Genomic DNA, 21420 nt, shown 5'->3' on the forward strand with positions numbered 1-21420 from the left:
ATTGCTTAACTCGTTACGGAAGAGCTCGTGTCCGAATGCCAGACTTGACCCCAAATTGCTTTATTTAACGACGGCGAGCTTTTCGCGCTTGGCGTTGCGGAAGGTGTAGATGGTCAGCACGCCGTCCTGCACGTCGCCGCGCTGGTCGAAGGTGATGTTGCCGGTCACGCCTTTGTGCGTGATCCTGGCCAGCACCGGCAGATACCTGGCCGGGTCCGGCGAGCCGGCCTTCTGCATCGCCTCGACCATCGTCATCAGCGCGTCGTAGGTGTAGGGCGAGTAGGTCTGCACGTCGATGCCGAACTTCTTCCTGTACGCGACGCGGAAATCGGCCATGCCCTTTTCCTGCGACGGCTCGACCCCGCCCGCCTCGGCGCAGATCACCTGGCCGTCGCTCATGGCGTCGCCCGCCAGGCGCGGCACCGAATCCGAACACATGCCGTCGCCGCCCATGAACTTGATCGGGATCGCCAGCTGCTTCATCTGCCGCAGCATCGGCCCGGCCACCGCGTCCATGCCGCCGAAGAACACCATGTCCGGCCTGGTCGCCTTGATGGCGGTGAGGATGGCGCTGAAGTCGGTGGCCTTGTCGTTGGTGAACTGGGTCGACACCACGCTGGTGCCCGAAGCCGCCCCGCCGCGCTTGATGTTCTTGACGAATTCATCGACCAGTCCCTTGCCGTAGGCGGTGCGGTCGTCGATGACGGCGATGCGCTTGGCCTTGACGTTCTGCATCGCATAGCGCGCCAGCGCCGCGCCCAGCTGCTCGTCGTTGGCGATGTTGCGGAAGGCGGTGTTGAAATGCTGGCGCGTGTACTGCGGATTGCTGGCCGACGGCGAGATCTGCGGTATGCCGGCGTCGTGATAAATGCGCGAGGCCGGTATCGTCGTGCCCGAGGTCTCGTGGCCGATCACGCCGTTGACCCCGGCATCGACCAGCTTCTGCGCCACCACCGTGCCCTGCTTCGGATCGGCGGCGTCGTCCTCGGCCTGCAGCACGATCTTGTACTTCTTCCCGCCGATCACCACGCCCTTGGCGTTGAGCTCGTCCACCGCCATGCGGGCGCCGTTTTCGTTGTCCTTGCCCAGGTGGGCGATCGGACCGGTCGTGGCCGCCACGTGGCCGATCCGGATCACGTCCTCCGCCTGGGCGGCGCCGGTGGCCGCGCACGCCAGCGCGAGCGCCTGGACCAGTTTACTTGTTATCATCCGCATAAGATTTCGCATGCCCTTGTTGGTAAATTCCACGAGAATACCATCCAGCAAATAACGACGCCATGCGTGCGTACCGACTTCCGTATCTGAAGTAGAATGTCAAATCAAAAAATTTGCCATAGAGACATTAATATGGAACTTTCACAACGAATTGCCCGCTCCAGGCCACTGGCGACCACCGCCATGCACGGCCGCGTCGACGCGATGAAAGCACGCGGCGAGGATGTCATCGACTTCTCCATCGCGATTTCCCATTTCCCGGCGCCGCAATCCGTGCTGCAGGCCACGCACGACGCCTTGTCGCAGCCGGCGCTGCCCTACACCACGGTCGGCGGCGACGCCGGCATCCGCGCCCGGCTGGCCGCCAAGGTCGTGCGCGAGAACGGCATCGCCGCCACGGCCGACGAAGTCATCGTCACCAACGGCGCCAAGCAGGCCCTGTACCAGGCGCTGTACGTGATGGCCGATCCCGGCGACGCCGTGATCATCTTCAAGCCGCACTGGCCGGCCTACGTCACCACCTGCAAGCTGCTGGGCCTGGTGCCGGTGCTGGTCGACCTGCCCGCCGCCGTCACCGCCGACTTCCTGGCCAGCCTGCCGCCGGCCAAAATCCTGATCATCAACAACCCGCACAACCCCACCGGCGGCGTGCTGAGCGCCGACGAGATCGAGCGCATCGCGACCTGGCTCAAGCGCACCGGCACGCGCGCCATCGTCGACGAGAGCTACGAAAAACTGATCTTCGACGGCGCCCACACCAGCCTGGCCGCGCGCCCGGACTGGCGGGACATCGGCATCGTCACCCTGTATTCGGCCTCGCAGAGCTACGCGATGATGGGCTGGCGCGCCGGCTTCGCGGTGGCGCCTGCGCATGTCGTCACCGCGATGGAGACGCTGCAGGGCCCGATCACCGCCGCCGCGCCGATGCTGATCCAGCTGGCGCTGGCCGCGGCCTTCGAATCGGGCGAGCCGGCCGCGATGCTGGCCGAATACCGCCAGCGCCGCAACCTGGTGCTGGACCTGGTGCACGGCCTGCCGTGGCTAACCATGCACTGCCCGGCCTCCGGTCCCTACCTGTGGGGCGACATCTCGGCGCTGACCATGGACAGCAACCAGTTCGCCGAACAGCTGCTGAACGAGTATTCGGTGGCGCTGATGCCGGGCGAAGCGTTGGGTGCGCCAGGATTCATCCGCATCGGCTATATTTCGGACGACATCGCCACGCTGCGGCGCGGCGTCCAGGCGATCATCCGCTTTGGCAACGCACGCTATCGGAGCCGGTAAGCACCGAGCATGGCATTTCTTCTCTTTCAACTCAATAGCCTGCGCAGCCGCCTGATCCTGCTGGTGGCGCTGGCGATCGCGCCGATCGCTGTGATGACGCTGGTCAGCGGCGTGCGCGAACGCGAACACGCGATCGAAGTGGCGGAGGAGAACCTGCAGCGCCTGACCAACCTGGCCGCCGCCAACGAGGCGCAGTCGATCGAAGGCGCGCGCCAGATCCTGCGCGACCTGGCCAGCATCCCCGACCTGAACGGCGACCAGGCCCATTGCAGCCGCCTGCTGTCCAACATCCAGCGCCAGAATCCGGACTACGCCAACCTCGGGCTGATCCAGCTGAACGGCGACGTCACCTGCAGCGCGATCCCGTCGGACGCGCCGGTCAACCTGGCCGACCGCGCGCACTTCCGCCGCGCCGTCCACCTGCGCCGCTTCGTCGCCGGCGGCTATGTGTTCGGCCGCGTGATCCGCAAGCACACCGTCAACCTCACCTACCCGCTGATGGGCGAGAACGACCAGGTCAAGGCGGTGGTGTTCGCCGCGCTCGACCTGACCAAGCTCGATCGCTTCGTCGCCGACATCAAGCTGCCGCCCGGATCGCTGCTGCTCACCGCCGATTCCGAAGGCAGGATCATTTCGCGCAAGCCCAATCCCGACCAGTGGTACGGCCGGATGGTCTGGCCCGAGATGCGCACCGCCATGTCCGGCGAGCCGGGCAAGCCGGTGCTGCTGACCGGCCCGGACGGCATCGAGCGGCTGCACCGCTTCGCCCGCGTCGGCAACAACGGCCTGTCCGACTACACCGTCACCATCGGCATCCCGGCCGCCGACATCACCGCCGTGGCCCGCCGCGACCAGCTGCTGGACATGGCGGCGCTGGCCGTCACCGTGCTGCTGGCGCTATTGGCGGCGTGGTTCGTCGGCGACGTGCTGGTGCTGCGCCGGGTCAAGCGCCTGGCCACCACCGCCAACAACATCGCCTCCGGCTCGCTGGGCGCGCGCAGCGGCATCGTCTACGGCAACGAGGAGATCTCCGAACTGGCGCGCGCGCTGGACGCGATGGCCGAGGCGCTGCAGGCCAAGGAACAGCAGCACCTGAACGCGGAACGCCAGCTGCGCCTGGCCGACCAGCGCAAGGACGAATTCCTGGCGATGCTGGCGCACGAGCTGCGCAACCCGCTGGCGCCGATCAGCGCGGGCGCGCAGCTGCTGCAAAGCGGCCACGCCACCGAGGCGGCCGTCGCGCGCACGGCCGGCATCATCGTGCGCCAGGTGCATCACATGACGCGCCTGGTCGACGACCTGCTCGACGTCTCGCGCGTCACGCGCGGGCTGGTGACGCTCACGCGCGCGCCGCTGAACGTGGCCGACGTCGTCGCCGACGCCGTCGAACAGGCGGAGCCGCTGTTCCAGGCCAAGCAGCAGCATTTCGAACTGTCGCTGCCCGAGACCCCGCAGCGGATCGACGGCGACCACAAACGGCTGGTGCAGGTGCTGGTCAATGTCCTCAACAACGCCGCCAAATACACGCCGGTCGGCGGCAGCGTCAAGCTGGCGGTGCGCGGCGGGCCGGGCGTGGTGCGGCTGATGATCAGCGATTCGGGCATCGGCATGTCGCAGGAGCTGCGGACCCGCGTGTTCGAGCTGTTCGCCCAGGCCGACCGCAATCCGGACCGTTCGCAGGGCGGGCTGGGACTGGGACTGGCGCTGGTCAAATCGCTGGTGGAGCTGCATGGCGGCAGCGTCGCCGCCGACAGCGCGGGTGAAATGCAAGGCAGCACCTTCACCATCACCCTGCCCGGCGGACCGGGACAGCACGCGCCGGCCGCGCCGACGCGGGCGGCGAAAGGCGGCGGCAAAAGGCTGCGGGTGCTGGTGGTGGACGACAACGTCGACGCCGCGCAAACGCTGCAGCTGCTGCTCGACGCCTCGGGCCACGAGGTGCTGGTCGCGCACACCGCGCTGGAGGCGCTGGAGATCGCCCAGCGCCAGGCGCCGGAACTGTGCCTGCTCGATATCGGCCTGCCCGACGTCAGCGGCAACGATCTGGCGCGCGGCCTGCGGGCCTTGCCGCAGACGGCCGGTTCCACGCTGGTGGCGGTGACCGGCTACGGCAGCCGCGAGGACCGAGACCAGGCCAGCGACGCGGGCTTCGACCATTACTTCGTCAAGCCGGTCGACGTCGAGGCGCTGCTGCATTTGATCGCCGGACTGGCGCAGCCTACTCCCACGACTTAGCGATCCGTTCCAGCTCCCCGCTTTTTTCCAGCGTCTGCAAGGCGGCGCGCAGGCGCTCGGCCAGCGCGGGATCGAACCGCCTGGATACCATGAAGTACAAGGGACTGGCGGCCATCTCGGTCGGCAGTATCTTGACCTTGGCCGCGACGCCGGCGCGCTCCAGCAGGGTCTTCAAGCCCGGCGTGCGGTGGAAGAAAAAGCGGCCCCGGTGGGCCAGCAGCTTTTGCAGATTGAGTTTGGGATCGCCGGCGCCGGCATCGATCCGGGCCACGCCGGCCTGCTCCAGTATCCCCACGCCGGCGAAGCCGCGATTGGCCAGCACCACGTTGTCCGGCTCCAGCCGGCGCAGGTCGTCCCAGCTGCCGACCACCGCCGTGTCGTCGATGCGGGCCACCAGGTAGTAGCGGATGGTGAACAGCGCCGGCCCGACGAACAGGTATTTCCTCTCCCGCTCCGGGTTGCGCGACAGCCCGCAGGATGCATCCTGCATGCCACGGTCGAGCGAGGAGTAAATACGCGGCAAGGGCTGCCAGACCTGGTCGCCGGTGAATCTCAGGCCGGAGTCCAGTCTTTCGATGGCGCGCATGATGTCGATGCAGACGCCGGCCACGCGCCCGTCGCCCGCACCCTGGAATTTCGGCTCGGTGCCCTGCTGCGCCGCGGTGCGGATGTCGGTGGCGGCGATGCCATCCCCCGCCGTCGACAGCAAGGACAGCATCGCACTGAACACATAAACCCGAATCGGCATGCGTAACACAATAGGCCCGCTGGCTGGCGGCGGTGGCTGCGATCAACCCATTGTAGCGCTACGTTGCAGGATCGTCACTCATTTGGCGGTGCCCCGGTTCAGAAGTCGATGGTTTTCAGACGCCGTGTTTTACCGTAGTGTTCATCGAAGCCATGCACCTCGATGTGCACCTTGCCGCTGGCGCGCACCCGCACCAGGGCCCACGCGTACGTCCTGTCCTGCGGGTTGCGGCTCTCTCCCGGCTTGGCGCTGAACGGAGAACCGCCCGAGCCGACCATCACCTGCCACGCCTTGCCGCCGCCGGCGCGCGCCGGCTGCTGCGCGTTGAAGATGTGCTGGTGGCCGCAGAAATACGCGCCGCCGTATTCCTCCATCACCCGCCAGAAAGCCTGGGCGTTGTCGGGATAGATGTCCATGCCGTCCTTCTCCACGCCATCCTTGAAGTAGTAGGTGTAGGCCGGCTTGTGGCCGAACACGAAGAAGCGCCTGGCGCCGCGTGCCTTGGCCTGGCGGAAGTCCTCGGCCAGCCAGTTGGCCGGTCCGTGGCCGTCGTTGCCTACCGGGTCGGTGTCGATGACGGCGAAGTGGCTGCCGCCGGCGTCGAAAGAGAACGTGAGCTGCGACTGGCTGGTCCGGTTGCCATCCGGTCCGTCCACCGGCGGCGCGTTGGCGGCATCGAAGGCGGTGGCCTCGATGCCGGTGACGGCTTTCCAGCGGGCCGTGTCCAGTATCAGGTCGCCCATGCTTTCGCGCCACAGCTCCTCGTTTTCGAGACGCGCGGTCTTGGTGGTCTTGCCGGCGGCGTCCTTGTCCTTGAACTGCATTTCGTGGTTGCCGGTCACGGGCACCACGTAGGTGCCGCTTTCCATCAGGCCCGCCGTCATGCCGCGCCAGTAGGCGTACTGGCGCGCTATCGCCGCCTTGTCGGCGGTGTAGCCCATGATCATGTCGCCGTTGAAGAACAAGGCTTTCGGCCGCGCCGCCTGGATCTCGCGCAGGATGCGCGACAGCGCCCGCGTGTTCTGCAGGTAGACCTTGTCCTGCGCCGTTTCCGCGCTGGCCGGGTCGGCGCGCGAGTCGCCCACGGTGGCGAAGGACATCACCACCGGATCGGGCCTGGCGGCCAGCGCGGCGCCCTGGTGCAGCACCAGCGCCGCGCCGCACAGCATCGTGGATAAGCGCATGCCCGCCACCTTAGAAGTCGGCATTGAGCGAGACCGTCCAGCTGCGTTCCGGCACGAAGGTGTACTGGTCGAACGCCGCGCCCTTGCTGCTGGCCGAGATCGACGTCGCGTCCTGCTTGTTGAAGACATTGTTGACGCCCACCTGCAGCTTGAGCATCTTGACCACGCCGCCGCCCACGCGCCAGCGGTAGCCGGCCGTGAAGTCGGTCACGGTGTAGGCGCCGATCTGGTAGGCGGCCGGCTCGCCGTCCTTGGCGTATTGGCTGCCGTTGGTCTTGGCGATCAGCGATCCATACAGGCCATGGTCCTTGTACAGCAGGCCCAGTGCGGCGGTCGATTTCGGCACCTTGGCGATTTGCAGGCCGGTGTCCTTGGCCTCGGCCTTGTTGACCGAGCCGTTGGCGTGCAGCGAGAAGCCGCCGCCGACATACAAGGTCGCCGCGCCTTCGATGCCCTTGTAGACCACCCCGCCCTGGTTGTAGTAGACCAGGTCATTCCCGGTGCCGGTCGAGGCGATCTTGTTGTTGAAATCGATGTAGTAGACGTCCGCGTCGAAGGTCAGGCGGCCCGATTGATGCACGGTGCCCAGCTGGTAGTTGGTGGAGGTCTGCGGCTTGGGTGTGCTCAGGTTCGGGTTATTCACGTAGAACATCGACAGGTCCGGCACCAGGAAGCCGCGCGCCGCCTGGGCGTAGGCCGACCATTCCTTGTTCACGGCGTAGTTCGCGGTCAGGAAGGGCAAGGTGGTGTTGTAGGTCTGGTCGGCCTTGGTCGCGATGCGCGTGCCCTGGTTGACCACCGCGTCCAGCGAGCGCTTGAAGTCGACGTACTTGATCCCCGGCGTCACCGTCCATTGCGGCGCCACCGCCCATTCGAATTCGACGAAGGGCTGATACTGCTTCCACGACGAGTTCTGGTTGTACGAGACGTCCTTCGGCGCGGTCGCCTCCTTCGGATTGGGCACGTTCAGCGTCCAATCCAGGTCGAAGGTGTGGCGGTCGGTGTCCGAGTTCTCCAGCCAGATGCCGGTGCGCAGCAGGCCCGCGTCCAGGCGCTTGGTCAGCTTGAAGATGTCGCCGTTGACGCGGTAGGAATTGAGCTTGTTGTAGCCGGGGACGTTCTTGTTCCCCGCCGCGCCGGACTTGGTGCCGTTGGCGGTGGCGCCGCTGGCGTCCTGGCCGGAGAAGGTGTTGTTGTCGTAGGCGTAGGTGTACAGCGTGTTGTCGATGCCCCAGCCACCGTCCAGGTTCGATTGCAGACGGATGTACTCGAAGTCCGTGCGCTTGTCGTTGTAGTTGTAGCCGAAGTAGTTCTGGCTGGTCTTGTCGTTGTTGAGCGAGTAGTTTTTACCGTACAGCGCGACCTGGTTCAGCGTGACGCCCGCCTTGTCCGGCACGTAGCTGTGGATCTTGTTATAGGTCGAGAACACGGTCAGCATGGTGTCCTTGCCGAGCGGCTTCTGGAGCTTGAACTGGTAGTTGTCTTCCTTGACGCTGCTGTAGGTCTGGTAGCCGTCGCTGGTCAGGCGCGAGGCGTTGAACATCATGCGCGCGTCGCCGAATTTCTCCAATTGGCCGGAGTCGATCTCCGCGCCGAGGATCTTCGTGTTCCAGGAACCGTAGGTGGCGTAAGGAGAAAAGCGGAATTCGGTCGACAGCTCCTTCGAGAACAGGTTGATCGAACCGCCGAAGGTGGCCTGCCCCAGGTTGCTGGCGTTGCCCGGTCCGCGCTCGATCACCATGCCGCCGATGATACGGGCCGGGAAGTAGGACGTCGAATGGTGGGTCGGGTTGTTGGTGTCGCCAAACGGGATGCCGTCGTAGGTGATGTTGTACTCGCCGTCCTGGAAGCCGCGCAGCGTGACCTTCGATTCGCCCAGCCCTGGCCCGTTCGACGACAGCCCGGAGCCGACGCTGGGCGCGATGCGCGCCACGGCGTTGAAGTCCGCCAGCGGCGTGACAGCCTGCTCGATGAAGGTCGCGGTGATGATGGACTGCGGCTGGGTGGCCTGCAGCGATGCCTGCACCGGCGCGCGGTTGGCGGCGTTGGAACCGGTGATCACCACGCGACTCTTGATCGCCTCCGAATCCAGCGCGGTGTTCGATACCGGCACGTCGTCGGAGGGCGCGGCGGTTTGCGCCTGCGCGCCACCGGACATCAAGGTCAGCGCGGCCAGAACGTGGGCCGACATGGTCGACAAGATCAAGTGCTGCTTCGGATTCTTCATTTGGCTTTCCAGTTTGCGGGGTGTAAAAACCGGAAAGTCTAAGAAACTATTGTGACAACAGTATGAATCGCTTTGATAAACCTGCGCGAGCACATCCCCTAGCAGAGCGTTCATTAACGCAGAATTAAAGCCTCAAACATGAATGAGATTAATACGAACTCGCTATCCACGAGGAAAAATAAACCACACCAGCCCTTGATCGATTGGCATAAAACCAACGCATCGGCGATAATGCGAATTGTTGTCATTCCCATTTACTCGAAAACGCATGCGTACACAATATTCCCGCGCCCTCCTCCTCCCCGCGGCGCTGCTGCTGGCCAGCCTGGCGGCGTGCAGCGGCGGCGGCTCGTCCTCCACCCCGCCGTCCCCAACGCCGCCCGTGGTTGACGCGGGCCTCAGCCAGGCCGCCAAGCTGGGCGAGCTGATATTCAAGGACCAATCGCTGTCCGCCTCCGGCAAGCAGTCGTGCGCGACCTGCCACAGCCCGGACCGCGCCCACGGCCCGACCAACAACCTGTCCGCGCAGCTGGGCGGCGCCAATGGCGACGTGCAGGGCTTCCGCGCCGCGCCGTCGCTGCGCTACCTGAACCAGAACCCGGCCTTCTTCTTCGCCAAGGACGGCACGCCGACCGGCGGCATCGACCGCGACGGCCGCGCGCAAAGCCTGGCCGAACAAGCCGAGCGCCCCTTCCTGGCGCCGCACGAAATGGCCAACGCCAGCAAGCAGGACGTGATCGACAAGCTGAAAAAGGCGCCGTACGTCGAGCAGTTCCGCGCGCAATTCGGCGCCGCGATCCTCGACAACGCCGAGCAGGCCTTCAGCCGCATGACCTTCGCGCTGCAAGCCTACCAGCTGGAGGACACGGAGTTCCACCCCTTCGATTCCAAGTACGACCAGTTCCTGGCGGGTAAAGTGAAGCTGTCCGACCAGGAGCTGCGCGGCCTGGCGCTGTTCAACGATCCAACCAAGGGCAATTGCATCGGCTGCCACACCAGCGCGCGCGGAGCGAATGGCGCGCCGCCGCTGTTCACCGACTTCACCTTCGACAACCTCGGCGTGCCGCGCAATAAGAAGCTGGCGGCGACCGCCGATCCAACTTACTTCGACCTTGGCCTGTGTGGCCCGGACCGCACCGACCTGACCGCGCGCACCGACTTGTGCGGCGCCTTCAAGGTGCCGACGCTGCGCAACGTGGCCACGCGCCAGACCTTCTTCCACAACGGCGCCTTCGACAACCTGAAGGACGTGGTGGCGTTCTACGTGCGGCGCGACACCAACCCCGAAGAGTGGTATCCGACCGGCGCCGACGGCGTGGTGCAGAAGTTTAACGACCTGCCGCCGCAGTACCGCAAGAACGTCAACACCACCGAAGTGCCCTACAACCGCCAGCCAGGCATGGCGCCGGCGCTGTCGCCCAGCGAGATCGACGACGTCGTGACCTTCCTCGGCACGCTGACCGACGGCTACAAATCCAACCCTTAATCTCAGAGACCCGACATGAACAAACACCTGATCGCCACCGCCCTCGCCGCCGCCTTCCTCGCCGCGCCGCTCGCCGCCACCGCGGGCGAGGCCGAACTGATGGCCCGCATCGAAAAAATGGCCGCCGAGCTGGAACAGCTGAAAGCCGAACTGAAAGCCAGCGTCAAGAAAACCGAAGCGGTCGAACAACGCCAGCAAGCCATCGCCGCGGCGGCGCCAGCTCCCGTGGCGGCGGCACCGGCAACGGAGCCCGCCGTTGCGGCCTCCGCGCCATCGACCATCTTCGGCGCCTACGGCGAAATCAACTACAACCGCCCGACCAAGAACGCCAGCGGCGCGCAGGCCGACGTGCGCCGCGCCGTGATCGGCGTCGAACACCGCTTCGACCAGAAGACCAAGATGGTGGCCGAATTCGAATGGGAACACGCCGTGGTCTCCGCCGACGACAAGGGCGAGAGCGAAGTCGAACAGCTGTACGTCGAGCGCGAATTCGGCAACGGCTTGCGCAGCAAGGTCGGCCTGTACCTGATCCCAATGGGCCTGCTGAACACCAATCACGAGCCGACCGCCTACTACGGCGTCGAGCGCAACTTCGTCGAGACGGCGATCATCCCGTCGACCTGGCGCGAAGTGGGCGTGAGCCTGTCCGGCGACACCGCCGGCGGCCTGACCTGGGACACCGGCATCACCACCGGCTTCGACCTGGGCAAGTGGGATGCCGCCGGCAGCGACGGCCGCGAATCGCCGCTGGGTTCCATCCATCAGGAAGGCCAGCAGGCCAAGTCGCGCGACCTGAGCGTGCACGCGGCGCTGAACTGGCGCGGCGTGCCCGGCCTGCTGGTGGGCGGCTCCGTCTTCACCGGCAAGGCCGGCCACAAGGCCGACGGCTTCACCGCCAACGACGCCCGCATCACCATGGTCGACCTGCACACGCGCTACACGCCGGGCCGCTGGGACCTGTCGGCGCTGTACGCGCGCGGCCAGATCAGCAACACCGAGGCGCTCAACGAAACGCTGGTCGGCAATCCGACGCCGGTGCCGAAGAGCTTCGCCGGCTGGTACACGCAGGCCGCGTACCGCCTGATGGAGGTGGGCGACTACACGCTCAGCCCCTTCGTGCGCTACGAGCAGTTCAACACCGCCAAGAGCTACGCCGCCGTGCCGCAGGGCCTGGGCGTAGCCGCCTCGCCGGACGAAAAAGTCACCACCGTCGGCGCCAACCTGAAGGTCGGCGAAGGCGTGGTGCTGAAGGCGGACTACCAGAAGTTCAAGGAGGACAAGTCGCGCGACCGCCTGAACCTGGGCATGGGCTTCTCGTACTGATATGCGCTACCGCCACTTGATCCCCCTGGCGGCTTGCGCCGCCGGCGCGCCGGCCTTCGCGGCGCAGTACCTGAACGCCGAGCAGGCGCAGAAACTGATGTTCCCGGAGGCGACCGCGTTCCGCCAGCAGGACCTGGCGCTGTCGCTGGCGCAGATGCAGCAGGTGGAGAAGCTGGCCGGCCTGGCGGCGCGCTCGGTCAACTGGCGCGTGGTCGGCGCCTACAGCGGCGACCAGCTGCTGGGCTACATGGTGCTCGACGACGTGATCGGCAAGTTCGAGCTGATCTCGTACGCGGTCGGCCTCAATCCCGACGCCACGGTGCGCCAGATCGAGATCCTGACCTACCGCGAAAGCCACGGCGGCGAGATCCGCCTGCCGGCCTGGCGCCACCAGTTCGCCGGCAAGTCGGCGCGCACGGGCGGGCTGACGGTGGGCGACGGCATCGCCAACATCAGCGGCGCCACCCTCTCCTGCACCCACCTGACCGACGGCGTGCGGCGCATCGCCGCCGTGGCCCAGGTGGCGCTGAAAAAATGATGCGCCGCGCCCAGCCCTGGCTGGGCACCCTGGTCGACATCACGGCGGACGGCGATCCGCAGGCGATCACACAGGGCTTCGCAGAGATCGCGCTGGTGCATCGCCTGATGAGTTTTCACGACGCCGCCAGCGACGTCTCGCGCCTGAACCGCGCGGCGCCGGGCGAGCTGCTGGAACTGCATCCGCACACGTGGCGCGTGCTGCAGCTGGCGGCGCGCATGACGGAGCTGTCGCACGGCCTGTTCAACATCGCCTGCGCGCCGCGCCTGGTGGACTGGCAATGCCTGCCCCGCCCCGGCGCGGCCGACTCCCCGCCGTACCAGCCGGCGCTGGCCGTGTACCGCTGCGAGCAATCGCCGATGGCCTGCAAGCTGGCGCCGGGATGGGTGGACGTGGGCGGCATCGCCAAGGGGTACGCGGTCGATCTCGCGGTCGAGGCCTTGCAGCGCGCGGGCGTCGCCAGCGGCTGCGTCAACGCCGGCGGCGACCTGCGCGCCTTCGGCGAGCGTGACTGGCCGGTGGCCGTGCGCGATCCGCAGGCGCCGCAGCGCGTCGGCGCCCGGCTGGTGCTGCGCAACGAGGCGCTGGCGACATCGGCCTCCTATTTTTCCGCGCGCCGCCACGGCGGCCGGCAAGTGAGTGCGCTGGTGGACGGCCGCAGCGGCGAGCCGCTGGTGACGCCGGCCAGTGTGTCGGTGCGGGCGCCGCGCTGCGACATCGCCGACGCGCTGACCAAGGTGGTGCTGGCCAGCGGCGACGCCCGCCACCCGGCGCTGGCCGGATTGCAGGCCGCAGCGTTTATAATCTAGCCGATGCATACACACCGTCACCGTCCCCACATCAACCTGCGCGTCGAGCGCTGGCACCGCCGCTGCATCTACGCCAGTTTCGCCGCGCTGCTGCTGAGCGGCGCCGCATGGCTGCTGGCGCGCTACTTCTTCCGTCCCGTCGGACAATTCGGCGAAACCGTCAATCCGTTGGAACCGTGGTCGATGAAGCTGCATGGCGCCGCCGCGATGGCGATGCTGTTCTTCATCGGCAGCCTGATGAACGCGCACATCCGCCGCGCGCTCAAGGCCGGCCGCAACCTGGCGACCGGATGGGGCATGATAGGCGCGATGGCGCTGCTGACCGCCAGCGGCTTCGGCCTGTACTATCTCGCGGGCGAGAGCGACCGCCCCGTGTGGTCGGCGCTCCACTGGGCCATCGGCCTGGCCGCCGCGCTGCTGTTCGTGGCGCACGTGGTGCTGGGCCGCCGCGCCGTGCACCGCCCCTGACCACGTGGACGGTCAGTGGGCCTTGGCCGACGCCTCGTCCAGATCGAGGCCGCTCATCTGCAGCGCGATGGCCAGCGCCGTGTCGGCCGTGGCCAGGTGGGCGTGGAACCACGGCAGCACCAGCCCGACGGCGGTGCGGCAGCTTTTCAAATCGTCCAGGTTCAGCTGATTGAGCTTGCTCAGCACGCGCGCGTGCTGTTCGCGGTGGCTGTGCAGCGCGGGATAGTCGATCGCCTCCATCAGCGTTTCCTCGTGGCGGAAATCGGCGTCCAGGCAGTCCACCAATTGTTCCAGCCCGGCGGCGAAGTCTTCGTCCTTGCTTTGCATGAGCGTCTTGATCTGCTCGGCCAGCGCCTCGTGCGCCTCGTCGAACAGCGGTATGCCCAGCGCCATGTCCGGGCTCCAACCTTCTTCTTCCATGATATGCCTCTTTGTGGTTCGGGCCGGCGCAGGCTGCGCCGCCAACCATGACTATGGGCGGTTGGCGCGGTCAAATCCATGACGCAGATCAAATAATTCGGGCCTGCCCTCACTCGATCGCGACGCGCTCCTCGACGCCGGTGCACTTGGCCAGCCACACGCGGAACTGGTCGGCGGGCAGCGGCCGGCCGTACAGATAACCCTGGTAGCGGTGGCAGCCCGACTGCTCCAGCAGCGCCGCCTGCTCGGCGGTCTCCACGCCCTCGGCGATGACGTCCAGGCCCAGGCTGCGGGAAATGGCGATGATGGTCAGCACGATGGCCTGGTCGCTGCTGTCGCTGGCCAGGTCGCGCACGAAGGAGCGGTCGATCTTCAGCTGGCTCAGCGGGAGGCGCTTCAGGTACTGCAGCGACGAGTAGCCGGTGCCGAAATCGTCCAGCGAGAAGCGCACGCCCAGGTGGCGCAGCTGCTGCATGATGTTGATGGTCTCCTCGATATTCTCCAGCAGCATGCCCTCGGTCAGCTCCAGCTTGAGCAGCGCCGGGTCGACGCCGTGGCGCTCCAGCGCGGCCCGCACCTGCTCGCAGAAGTCGCGCTGGTGGAACTGGGCGGCGCTGACGTTGACCGCCATCACCAGATGCGCCATGCCCGGCTCGTCGTGCCACTGGCGCAGCTGGGCGCAGGCGGTCTCCATCACCCACTGCCCGATCGGCACGATCAGGCCAGTCTCCTCGGCCACCGGGATGAAGCTGTCCGGCGCCATGAAGCTGCGGTCGGCCAGGCGCCAGCGGATCAGCGCCTCGGCGCCGATGGCCTTGCCCAGGCCGTCCACCTGCACCTGGTAGTACAGCTCGAACTGCTGCTCGAGGATGGCGTGGCGCAGCGCTTCCTCCAGTCGCGCCCGGCTGCTGATGCTGTCCTGCATTTTCTGGTCGAAGAAGCGCATGCCGTTGCGGCCGGTCTGCTTGGCCTGGTACATGGCGATGTCGGCCTGCATCAGCAACTCCTCCGGCTGCGCCGGCCAGCCGTCGTGGAACAAGGTCACGCCCATGCTCGGCGTGCTGTGGCACTGGTGCGCGCCCAGCGTGTAGGGCCGGTTCAGCTCGCCCAGGATCTTGCCGCCGACCGCCTCGGCGTGCGAGATCGCGCCCGGCTCGTCGCAGCCCAGCCCCTCCAGCAGCACCACGAATTCGTCGCCGCCCAGGCGCGCCACCGTGTCGCCCTGGCGCAGGCAGGCCTGCAGACGCGCGCCGACCTGTTGCAGCAGCAGGTCGCCGATGTTGTGGCCCAGCGTGTCGTTGAGCGTCTTGAAGTTGTCGAGGTCGATGAACATCAGGGCGCCGTAGCGGTCGTGCAGCTTGCTCGCGTCCAGCACCTGGCGCAGCCGCTCGAGCAGCATGCGGCGGTTGGGCAGGCGCGTCAGCGGATCGTAGAACGCCAGCGTGCGGATGGCGTCGCTGGCGGCCTTGCTCAGGGTGATGTCGCTCAGCCCCGCCACGTAGTTGCTGATGTGGCCCTCCTGGTCGCGCACCGCCGCGATGCTCAGGTGCTCGGGATAGACCTCGCCGTTCTTGCGGCGGTTCCAGATCTCGCCGGCCCAGCTGCCGTGCTCGGCGATCGCGGCCCACATGGCCTTGTAAAAGTCGGCGTCATGGCGGCCCGAGCTGAGCATGCGCGGCGTGCGGCCCACCGCCTCCGCCATCGTGTAGCCGGTGATGCGGGTGAACGCCCGGTTGACCTTGAGGATCACGCCGCGGCTGTCGGTCACCATCAGGCCCTCGGACGACTCGAAGGCGATGGCGGCGATGCGCAGGTCGGCGTCGGCCACATGGCGCTCGGTGATGTCCTCGTGCACCACCAGCGCGCCCTGCCAGTTGTGCGCCATCGGCGACACCGTCATGCGGAACCAGCGCTGCCGGGACGCCGTATGGCTGGGGTACTCCATCTGGAATTGGCGGCTGCGCCCGGCCAGCACCGCGCCGACGCCGGCCTCGGCCTTGACACCGCCGTCCTCCTCCAGGCCCTCGGCCTCGCGGCAGGCGGCCAGGTAGTCGCTGCCGATGTCCGGCGTCAGCATCGCCTGCCCCGGCAGCGGCCGCACCTGGCCGCTCTGGCGCCAGGCGGCGTTGACGGCCAGCACCGCGCCATCCTTGGCCAGCACGGCGATCTGCTCGTGCAGCGCGTCGAACACGGCGCAGGCGGCGTCCAGGCAGGCCCCGTCGGGCCCCGGCGACGCCGGCCGCAACGCCGCCGACAACGCCCCCTCCGACGTGATGCAGGCAAAATCGCAACGCGCGCCATCCGCGCGTGCCGTGGCTCGTGGTCTCTGGTGGTGGGTCATGAGTAGCCTCGATACAAGATAGTTTCCACAAGGATACTGATCCAAATCAAAAAAAGATTTGATTCATATCAATTTTCAGCGAGGCCGCCGGCGGCGCCGGCGCCGGCCCAGCGCATCACCATGGCGTGGAACTGAGCCGCGCTGAACGGCTTGCTCAGGTAGTCGTCCATGCCGGCGGCGGCGCAGCGTTCGCGGTCGCCTTCGATCACGCTGGCCGTCAGCGCCACCACCGGCGTGCGGGCCAGACCCTCGGCCGCCTCGCGCGCGCGCCAGCGGCGGCAGGCGTCGTAGCCGTCCAACACTGGCATCATGCAATCCATCAGCACCAGGTCGTAGCGCCGCGCGGCCAGCGCGTCGAGCGCCTGCTGGCCGTCCGGCGCCTCGTCCACCTGCCAGCCCTGGCGGGCCAGCAGCACGCGCGCCAGTTGCCGGTTCATCTCGTTGTCCTCCACCACCAGGATGCGGCGCTGCGACATGCTCGCCTCGGCCGGCGGCGCGGCGGGCGCGGCCGGTGCGCCGCCGGCGCCAGCCTGCACCCGCCGGCAGGTCGAAGGCGAAGGGCGCCGGCGCCGGGTCGGTTGGCGCAGCCGATGTGTCCACCCATCAGTTCCAGCAGGCGCTTGCAGATCGCCAGACCCAGGCCGGTGCCGCCGTACTGGCCGCTGATGGTGCTGTCGGCCTGCGTGTAGGGCTCGAACAGCCGCGCCTGCGCCGCCTCCGAGATGCCGATGCCCTGGTCGCTGACGACGTAGCGCAGGCGCCACAGGCCGGTCTGCGCGCCATCGACCTCGGCGCTGTATTCCAGCGCGATCACGCCGGACGGGCTGAACTTGATGGCGTTGCTGAGCAGGTTGCCCAGCACCTGCCGCAGCCGCGCGGCGTCGCCCCGCACCCACAACGGGCCGGCGCCGGCGCTGAGCTCCAGCCGCAGGCCCTTGCGCTCGGCGGCCGCGCGGTGCAGCGCGACCACCTGCTCCAGCTGGGCGGCCGGGTCGAACGGCTGCTGCTCCAGCTGCATGTGGCCCGATTCGATCTTGGAAAAGTCCAGCACGTCGTTGATGATGTGGGTCAGCTCGCCGATGCCGCGGCAGACGTTCTGCGCGTAGCCGCGCTGCACCGGATCCAGGCCGGTCTCCAGCAGCAGCTCGGCCATGCCGGCCACGCCGCCCATCGGCGTGCGGATCTCGTGGCTCATCATGGCCAGGAAGCGCGACTTGGCCAGGTTGGCGGCGTCGGCCTGGCGCCGCAGGGCCTGGGCCTGCTCGGCGTCGCGCGCGCGCCGGGCCAGCAGGCGCCCCACCAGCCAGAACGCGGCCAAGAGGCCCAGCGTGCCGGCCAGGGCGACCGCCGCCAGCAGCTTCAGGTTGCGCCACCAGCCGGCCAGCAGCAGGTCCTCGGTGATGGTGGCGTTGATGATCAGCGGATAGTTGTGCACCCGCCGCACCGCGCCCATGCGCAGCACCGGACGCAGGCCGTCGGCCACGCGCGGCGCGCGGGTGACGCGCACATCGGCGTCCAGCCCGTCGGCGATGACCGCCTGGGTGACGCCGGTGGAGACCTTCGTGCCCATCAGGTTTTCCGCCTGCGGCCAGCGCGCCATCAGCGTGTAGTCGTCGCGGTACAGCGAGACCGACGCGTGCTGGCCCAGGCTGACGCGGCGGAAATAATCGACGAAATAATCCACCGAGATGCCGACCAGAACCACGCCGGCGAAGCTGCCGTCGGCGTGGTTGAGCCGGCGGCTCAGGTAGTACACCCAGCGGTCCGTGACCTTGTTGCGCACCGGCGCGCTGACGAAGGGCGCCGCGCTGGCGTGGTCGCGATGCCAGATGAAATAGTCGCGCTCCACCACATTGACGGCCGGCGCCGGATAGGAACGGCTGAAATTGAGCAGCTCGCCCTCGGCGTCGATCAGGCTGATGACATCCACCTGGCGCAGGCCGGTGCCGATCTCGCGCATCGTCTGGAACAGCTGCCGCGTGCGCAGCGGCGCATGCTCGTCGCCGCCGCCGCGCAGCAGCGTCTGCGCGACCTCGGTGGTGCTGTCCAGCACCTCGAAGCCGGACGCCATGCTCTGCGCCGTCGTCTCCGCCAGCATCAGCGACAGGTTGCCCAGCCCCTGGCGCCAGTCGTCGATCTCGTGCCCGCGCAGGATGTAGCCGACGCCGAACGTGGTGACGGCCAGCAGCAGCAACAGCGCCGCGCCGATCAACGCCAGCGCGCGCCTGGCCTCCGGCAAACCGCGCAGCCATGCACGCGGCGAGTAGCGCCGCAGCGACCAGCGCGTCATCGGCCGTCCTCCGCGCCATCGTAGCGCACCATGCTGAGGGCCACTCGTCCATGACCTGGCGGAACAGCGGCGCCAGTTCGCCGTCCGGCGCCGGCGCCAGGCCGGCGCGCGCCTGCCGCTCCAGCGCCTGCGTGGTGCAGCGCGCTTCAGGCGCTCGGCCCCGCCTCACCGTCATGCCCTGAGCGCAATGGCTGGCGGCGCCGATCGCGGCCGGAGTTCCCAGCCGCAGCGCCTGCTCCAGCCTGGCCTGCAACGGCGGCGCGTGCTCGAGGAAGGTTTGCGCCAGCGCGCGGAACGTCTGCAGGTCGGCGCCGGCGGCCTGCCACAGCACGCCCGGCGCGGTGGCGCGGTGCAGTGGGGCGCTCATGCGGCTTCCAGCTGGCCGCCGCCGTCCGGCACCCGCGCGCTACCGGCAGTCTGACCACGAACACGGCGCCGCCGCCGCTCGCTTTTCCGCGCAGGCGCAGGCGGTCGCGCATCAGCGCCGCCAGCCGGCTGGTTGCGATCGCCAGGCCCAGGCCGGCGCCCTCCTTGGCGCGGCTGGCGGTGTCGTCGGCCTGCGAAAAGTTCTCGAAGATGGCGCGGCGCATGGCCTCCGGCACGCCCGGCCCGGTGTCGCGCACCTCGCAGCGCAGGCCGCCGCCGGGGCCGGGCGCCACCCGCAACAGCACCGAGCCGGCCGCCGTGGCGGAGATCGCGTTGAGCAGCAGGATGTCGAGGATGCGCAGCAGCTTGACGCGGTCGCACGGCCACACGGCGGGCAGGCCGGCCTCCATCTGCGCGTTCAGCGCCACGCCCTTGAGCACCGCCGCCTCCCGATGGCGCGACAGCGCCAGCTGCGGCAGCTCGGCCATCACCATCGGCTCGACCACCAGCGGCTCGCGCCCCGACTCCAGCGCGCTCAGCTCCAGCACCGCCTCCACCAGGCCCAGCAGCCGCAGGCCGCTGCGGTGGATGGCGTCGGCGAAGCCGCCGGCGCGGCTGGCGCCCATTTCGATCTGCAGCAGTTCGGAGTAGCCCAGGATGCCGTTCAGCGGCGTGCGCAATTCGTGCGACATATTGGCCAGGAAGCGCGACTTGGCGAGATTGGCGGCCACCGCGCGCGCCCTGCTCCTGATGAGCTGGCCGAACAGGATGTGCAGGCCCAGCGTGCACAACAGGATCACCGTGGTGGCGCCGGCCGCCGAAGCGCCAGCGTGCGCTGGCGGCCGGCGTCGTAGCGCGCCATGCACTCCCGCAGGTCGATGCCGACCAGCACATACAACGGGAAGCGCTCCAGCCGCTGGAAGGCGTAGATGCGGTCGCGGCCGTCGACCGGGCCGGCGTCGGTGGTCGTGCCCTGGCGCTGGGCGCGCATGGCGGCGAACACCGGGCTGGCGGAAATATCCTGGCCCAGACTGCTGTCCTTGCCCACCCGGCGCACCCGCATGACACCGTCCGCGCCGACCAGCGCGATCAAGCCTTGGCGGCCGACGTCGATGTCCTGGTACAGGCGGGTGAAATACTGCGGGTCCATGGACGCCACCACCACGCCGCGGAAGCGGCCGTCGGGATAGTTGACGCGCCGCGTCAGCTGCAGCGACCACTTGTTCGACACCCGGCCCAGGATGGGCTTGCTGATGTAGAGCAGGCCCTCGTCGCTGTTCATGTGGACCCGGATATGTTCGCGGTCGGCCACGTTGGTGGACTTGAACGGCATGCTCGACAACGCCACGTCCCCGTGCTCGTCGACGATGCTGAATTGGTTGAAGATGTCGGCCGGCCCCAGGCCGTCCTGCAACTCGCGCTTGATGTCGAGCCGCGCGCCCTCCACCTCGTAGCGGTGGCGCAGGAAAATCACCGCCTGGTCGGCCGCCTCCAGCGTGCGCGCCGCGTGCTCGTTGAACAGGCGGCCCAGCGCCTGGGCGTCGCGGCGCGCGTCGTCGACCTGCAGGCGCTTCGATTCATCGAGCTGATGCAACGTCAAGGTCCAGCCGGCGGCCACCAGCAGCAGAGCGATGCTCCACAACATCCAGCGCACATCGAATCGCCCCATGACCTTCTGCCACATCCTGCCTCCCGCGCCTGAGAATTACTCAACGGAAAATTCTGGTATGGAGCGATGCTGCCTGAAACTCAAATATTTGTCAAATTCAATTAATTCGTTGGATTAGCTGTCGTACTGGGCGGCCCGCTGCAACTGCGCGCAGCAGGCCCGCATATAACCGCGCAACTCGTCGTAGTTGACCGGCTTGCCGAAGAACACCACGCCGGGCGGCACGCCGCCGCGCTCGGCCAGGTCCTCGGGCGTCAGGCTGGAGACGATGGCGATATGCATGCCCGCCAGTTGCGGATCGGCCAGGATGGTCTTGACCACTTCATAGCCGTCGATGCCGTCCATGATGATGTCGGCCAACATCACCTGCGGCCGCCGGCGCGCGATCTCCATCAGCGCCTGGTAGCCGTTCTCGCAGAACGTCAGGCTGACCGGCAAGTCCCACAGGGCGAACTGGCGCTCGTACACCGCGCGCTGCAGCGGACTGTCCTCGACCACCAGCACCGTGGCCTCGCCGTTCTGGCGCGCGGGCCGGGCGGCGCCGTCCGCCGCGGGCGCGGCCTTGTAGCGCAGCACCGCCGACAGCGGAATGCGGCGGTGGCCGCCCTGGGTCTTCCAGGCCTCGATCACGCCCGACTCCACCAGCTGTTGCACAGAAGATACGGAAATCCCGAGCAGTTCCGCTGCGCGCTGGGTTGTGCACACCTCGTCCGCCGGGGTATCGCTGCGTTTCATCGTCACATATTCCTCACAACAAAAAATAAAAAATCAATTTCAACATATTTTTACCAAAATCAATATAATCGGTAAAAATTCA

18 protein-coding genes are annotated in these 21420 nt (G+C 67.6%); 7 read left to right on the top strand and 11 right to left on the bottom strand.

Annotated features, from left to right (window positions below):
• Positions 1-60: 60 nt before the first annotated feature.
• Positions 61-1209 carry a branched-chain amino acid ABC transporter substrate-binding protein gene (locus HUX88_RS22765; protein WP_373886828.1) on the bottom strand — a complete coding sequence of 383 codons (1149 nt, stop codon included), beginning with the start codon at positions 1207-1209 and terminating at the stop codon, positions 61-63.
• Between the two features lie 138 nt (positions 1210-1347).
• Between HUX88_RS22765 and HUX88_RS22770 the strand changes: the two genes are divergently transcribed.
• Both HUX88_RS22770 and HUX88_RS22775 read left to right on the top strand, forming a co-directional pair.
• Complete coding sequence (locus HUX88_RS22770; protein WP_176363227.1) at positions 1348-2499, top strand: pyridoxal phosphate-dependent aminotransferase; 1152 nt, start codon at positions 1348-1350, stop codon at positions 2497-2499.
• Positions 2500-2508: 9 nt separating this feature from the next.
• On the top strand, positions 2509-4734 hold the full coding sequence (locus HUX88_RS22775) for an ATP-binding protein (protein ID WP_176363228.1): 2226 nt from the start codon (positions 2509-2511) through the stop codon (positions 4732-4734).
• Here HUX88_RS22775 and HUX88_RS22780 read toward each other — a convergent pair.
• The 3 genes from HUX88_RS22780 to HUX88_RS22790 form a co-directional block, all read right to left on the bottom strand.
• The gene (locus HUX88_RS22780; RefSeq protein WP_229219486.1) at positions 4718-5482 is read right to left on the bottom strand and encodes an ABC transporter substrate-binding protein; all 765 of its coding nucleotides are present in this window, start codon (positions 5480-5482) and stop codon (positions 4718-4720) included. The two genes, HUX88_RS22775 and HUX88_RS22780, sit on opposite strands and share 17 nt — an antisense overlap.
• A 98-nt stretch (positions 5483-5580) precedes the next feature.
• On the bottom strand, positions 5581-6666 hold the full coding sequence (locus HUX88_RS22785) for a metallophosphoesterase (protein WP_176363229.1): 1086 nt from the start codon (positions 6664-6666) through the stop codon (positions 5581-5583).
• A gap of 10 nt (positions 6667-6676) precedes the next feature.
• A complete protein-coding gene (locus HUX88_RS22790) occupies positions 6677-8893 on the bottom strand; it encodes a TonB-dependent receptor (RefSeq protein WP_176363230.1) in 2217 nt (738 codons plus the stop codon).
• A gap of 268 nt (positions 8894-9161) precedes the next feature.
• On the opposite strand from HUX88_RS22790, the gene HUX88_RS22795 reads away from it, so the two are divergent.
• The 5 genes from HUX88_RS22795 to HUX88_RS22815 are packed head-to-tail and all read left to right on the top strand — an operon-like array spanning position 9162 to position 13517.
• The gene (locus tag HUX88_RS22795) at positions 9162-10379 is read left to right on the top strand and encodes a cytochrome-c peroxidase (RefSeq protein WP_176363231.1); all 1218 of its coding nucleotides are present in this window, start codon (positions 9162-9164) and stop codon (positions 10377-10379) included.
• Positions 10380-10394: 15 nt separating this feature from the next.
• The gene (locus HUX88_RS22800) at positions 10395-11702 is read left to right on the top strand and encodes a hypothetical protein (RefSeq protein ID WP_176363232.1); all 1308 of its coding nucleotides are present in this window, start codon (positions 10395-10397) and stop codon (positions 11700-11702) included.
• 1 nt (position 11703) lies between these two features.
• Positions 11704-12240 carry an FMN-binding protein gene (locus HUX88_RS22805; RefSeq protein WP_176363233.1) on the top strand — a complete coding sequence of 179 codons (537 nt, stop codon included), beginning with the start codon at positions 11704-11706 and terminating at the stop codon, positions 12238-12240.
• Entirely contained in the window at positions 12237-13049 is an 813-nt protein-coding gene (locus HUX88_RS22810) for an FAD:protein FMN transferase (RefSeq protein ID WP_229219487.1), read from the top strand. The genes HUX88_RS22805 and HUX88_RS22810 overlap by 4 nt, the downstream gene beginning before the upstream one ends.
• Before the next feature lie 3 nt (positions 13050-13052).
• On the top strand, positions 13053-13517 hold the full coding sequence (locus HUX88_RS22815; protein ID WP_176363234.1) for a DUF4405 domain-containing protein: 465 nt from the start codon (positions 13053-13055) through the stop codon (positions 13515-13517).
• A gap of 12 nt (positions 13518-13529) precedes the next feature.
• Here the strand turns inward: HUX88_RS22815 and HUX88_RS22820 are convergent, their stop codons facing one another.
• The 7 genes from HUX88_RS22820 to HUX88_RS22845 form a co-directional block, all read right to left on the bottom strand.
• On the bottom strand, positions 13530-13937 hold the full coding sequence (locus tag HUX88_RS22820; RefSeq protein WP_176363235.1) for a bacteriohemerythrin: 408 nt from the start codon (positions 13935-13937) through the stop codon (positions 13530-13532).
• 109 nt (positions 13938-14046) lie between these two features.
• Positions 14047-16278, bottom strand: coding sequence for a bifunctional diguanylate cyclase/phosphodiesterase (locus HUX88_RS22825; protein ID WP_176363236.1), 2232 nt, complete (start codon positions 16276-16278; stop codon positions 14047-14049).
• 68 nt (positions 16279-16346) lie between these two features.
• The gene (locus HUX88_RS22830; RefSeq protein ID WP_176363237.1) at positions 16347-16754 is read right to left on the bottom strand and encodes a response regulator; all 408 of its coding nucleotides are present in this window, start codon (positions 16752-16754) and stop codon (positions 16347-16349) included.
• Positions 16712-18568, bottom strand: a complete 1857-nt coding sequence (locus HUX88_RS22835) for a hybrid sensor histidine kinase/response regulator (RefSeq protein WP_176363238.1) — start codon at positions 18566-18568, stop codon at positions 16712-16714. Before HUX88_RS22835 ends, HUX88_RS22830 begins: the two co-directional genes overlap by 43 nt.
• Before the next feature lie 146 nt (positions 18569-18714).
• On the bottom strand, positions 18715-19734 hold the full coding sequence (locus tag HUX88_RS32570; protein WP_373886829.1) for a sensor histidine kinase: 1020 nt from the start codon (positions 19732-19734) through the stop codon (positions 18715-18717).
• The gene (locus tag HUX88_RS32575; RefSeq protein WP_229219488.1) at positions 19731-20618 is read right to left on the bottom strand and encodes a cache domain-containing protein; all 888 of its coding nucleotides are present in this window, start codon (positions 20616-20618) and stop codon (positions 19731-19733) included. Before HUX88_RS32575 ends, HUX88_RS32570 begins: the two co-directional genes overlap by 4 nt.
• A 99-nt stretch (positions 20619-20717) precedes the next feature.
• Entirely contained in the window at positions 20718-21338 is a 621-nt protein-coding gene (locus HUX88_RS22845; protein WP_117010444.1) for a response regulator, read from the bottom strand.
• Between the last annotated feature and the right edge of the window lie 82 nt (positions 21339-21420).

The sequence above is a fragment of the Duganella sp. BJB1802 genome, assembly GCF_013369445.1.
In the GTDB taxonomy this organism is placed as follows: domain Bacteria; phylum Pseudomonadota; class Gammaproteobacteria; order Burkholderiales; family Burkholderiaceae_D; genus Rugamonas; species Rugamonas vulcania_A.

Bases quoted from the DNA above. Each gene is read 5' to 3' on its own strand.
- HUX88_RS22765 (WP_373886828.1), bottom strand. From the start codon at position 1,209: ATGATAACAAGTAAACTGGTCCAGGCGCTCGCGCTGGCGTGCGCGGCC.
- HUX88_RS22770 (WP_176363227.1), top strand. From the start codon at position 1,348: ATGGAACTTTCACAACGAATTGCCCGCTCCAGGCCACTGGCGACCACC.
- HUX88_RS22775 (WP_176363228.1), top strand. From the start codon at position 2,509: ATGGCATTTCTTCTCTTTCAACTCAATAGCCTGCGCAGCCGCCTGATC.
- HUX88_RS22780 (WP_229219486.1), bottom strand. From the start codon at position 5,482: ATGCCGATTCGGGTTTATGTGTTCAGTGCGATGCTGTCCTTGCTGTCG.
- HUX88_RS22785 (WP_176363229.1), bottom strand. From the start codon at position 6,666: ATGCGCTTATCCACGATGCTGTGCGGCGCGGCGCTGGTGCTGCACCAG.
- HUX88_RS22790 (WP_176363230.1), bottom strand. From the start codon at position 8,893: ATGAAGAATCCGAAGCAGCACTTGATCTTGTCGACCATGTCGGCCCAC.
- HUX88_RS22795 (WP_176363231.1), top strand. From the start codon at position 9,162: ATGCGTACACAATATTCCCGCGCCCTCCTCCTCCCCGCGGCGCTGCTG.
- HUX88_RS22800 (WP_176363232.1), top strand. From the start codon at position 10,395: ATGAACAAACACCTGATCGCCACCGCCCTCGCCGCCGCCTTCCTCGCC.
- HUX88_RS22805 (WP_176363233.1), top strand. From the start codon at position 11,704: ATGCGCTACCGCCACTTGATCCCCCTGGCGGCTTGCGCCGCCGGCGCG.
- HUX88_RS22810 (WP_229219487.1), top strand. From the start codon at position 12,237: ATGATGCGCCGCGCCCAGCCCTGGCTGGGCACCCTGGTCGACATCACG.
- HUX88_RS22815 (WP_176363234.1), top strand. From the start codon at position 13,053: ATGCATACACACCGTCACCGTCCCCACATCAACCTGCGCGTCGAGCGC.
- HUX88_RS22820 (WP_176363235.1), bottom strand. From the start codon at position 13,937: ATGGAAGAAGAAGGTTGGAGCCCGGACATGGCGCTGGGCATACCGCTG.
- HUX88_RS22825 (WP_176363236.1), bottom strand. From the start codon at position 16,278: ATGACCCACCACCAGAGACCACGAGCCACGGCACGCGCGGATGGCGCG.
- HUX88_RS22830 (WP_176363237.1), bottom strand. From the start codon at position 16,754: ATGTCGCAGCGCCGCATCCTGGTGGTGGAGGACAACGAGATGAACCGG.
- HUX88_RS22835 (WP_176363238.1), bottom strand. From the start codon at position 18,568: ATGACGCGCTGGTCGCTGCGGCGCTACTCGCCGCGTGCATGGCTGCGC.
- HUX88_RS32575 (WP_229219488.1), bottom strand. From the start codon at position 20,618: ATGTGGCAGAAGGTCATGGGGCGATTCGATGTGCGCTGGATGTTGTGG.
- HUX88_RS22845 (WP_117010444.1), bottom strand. From the start codon at position 21,338: ATGAAACGCAGCGATACCCCGGCGGACGAGGTGTGCACAACCCAGCGC.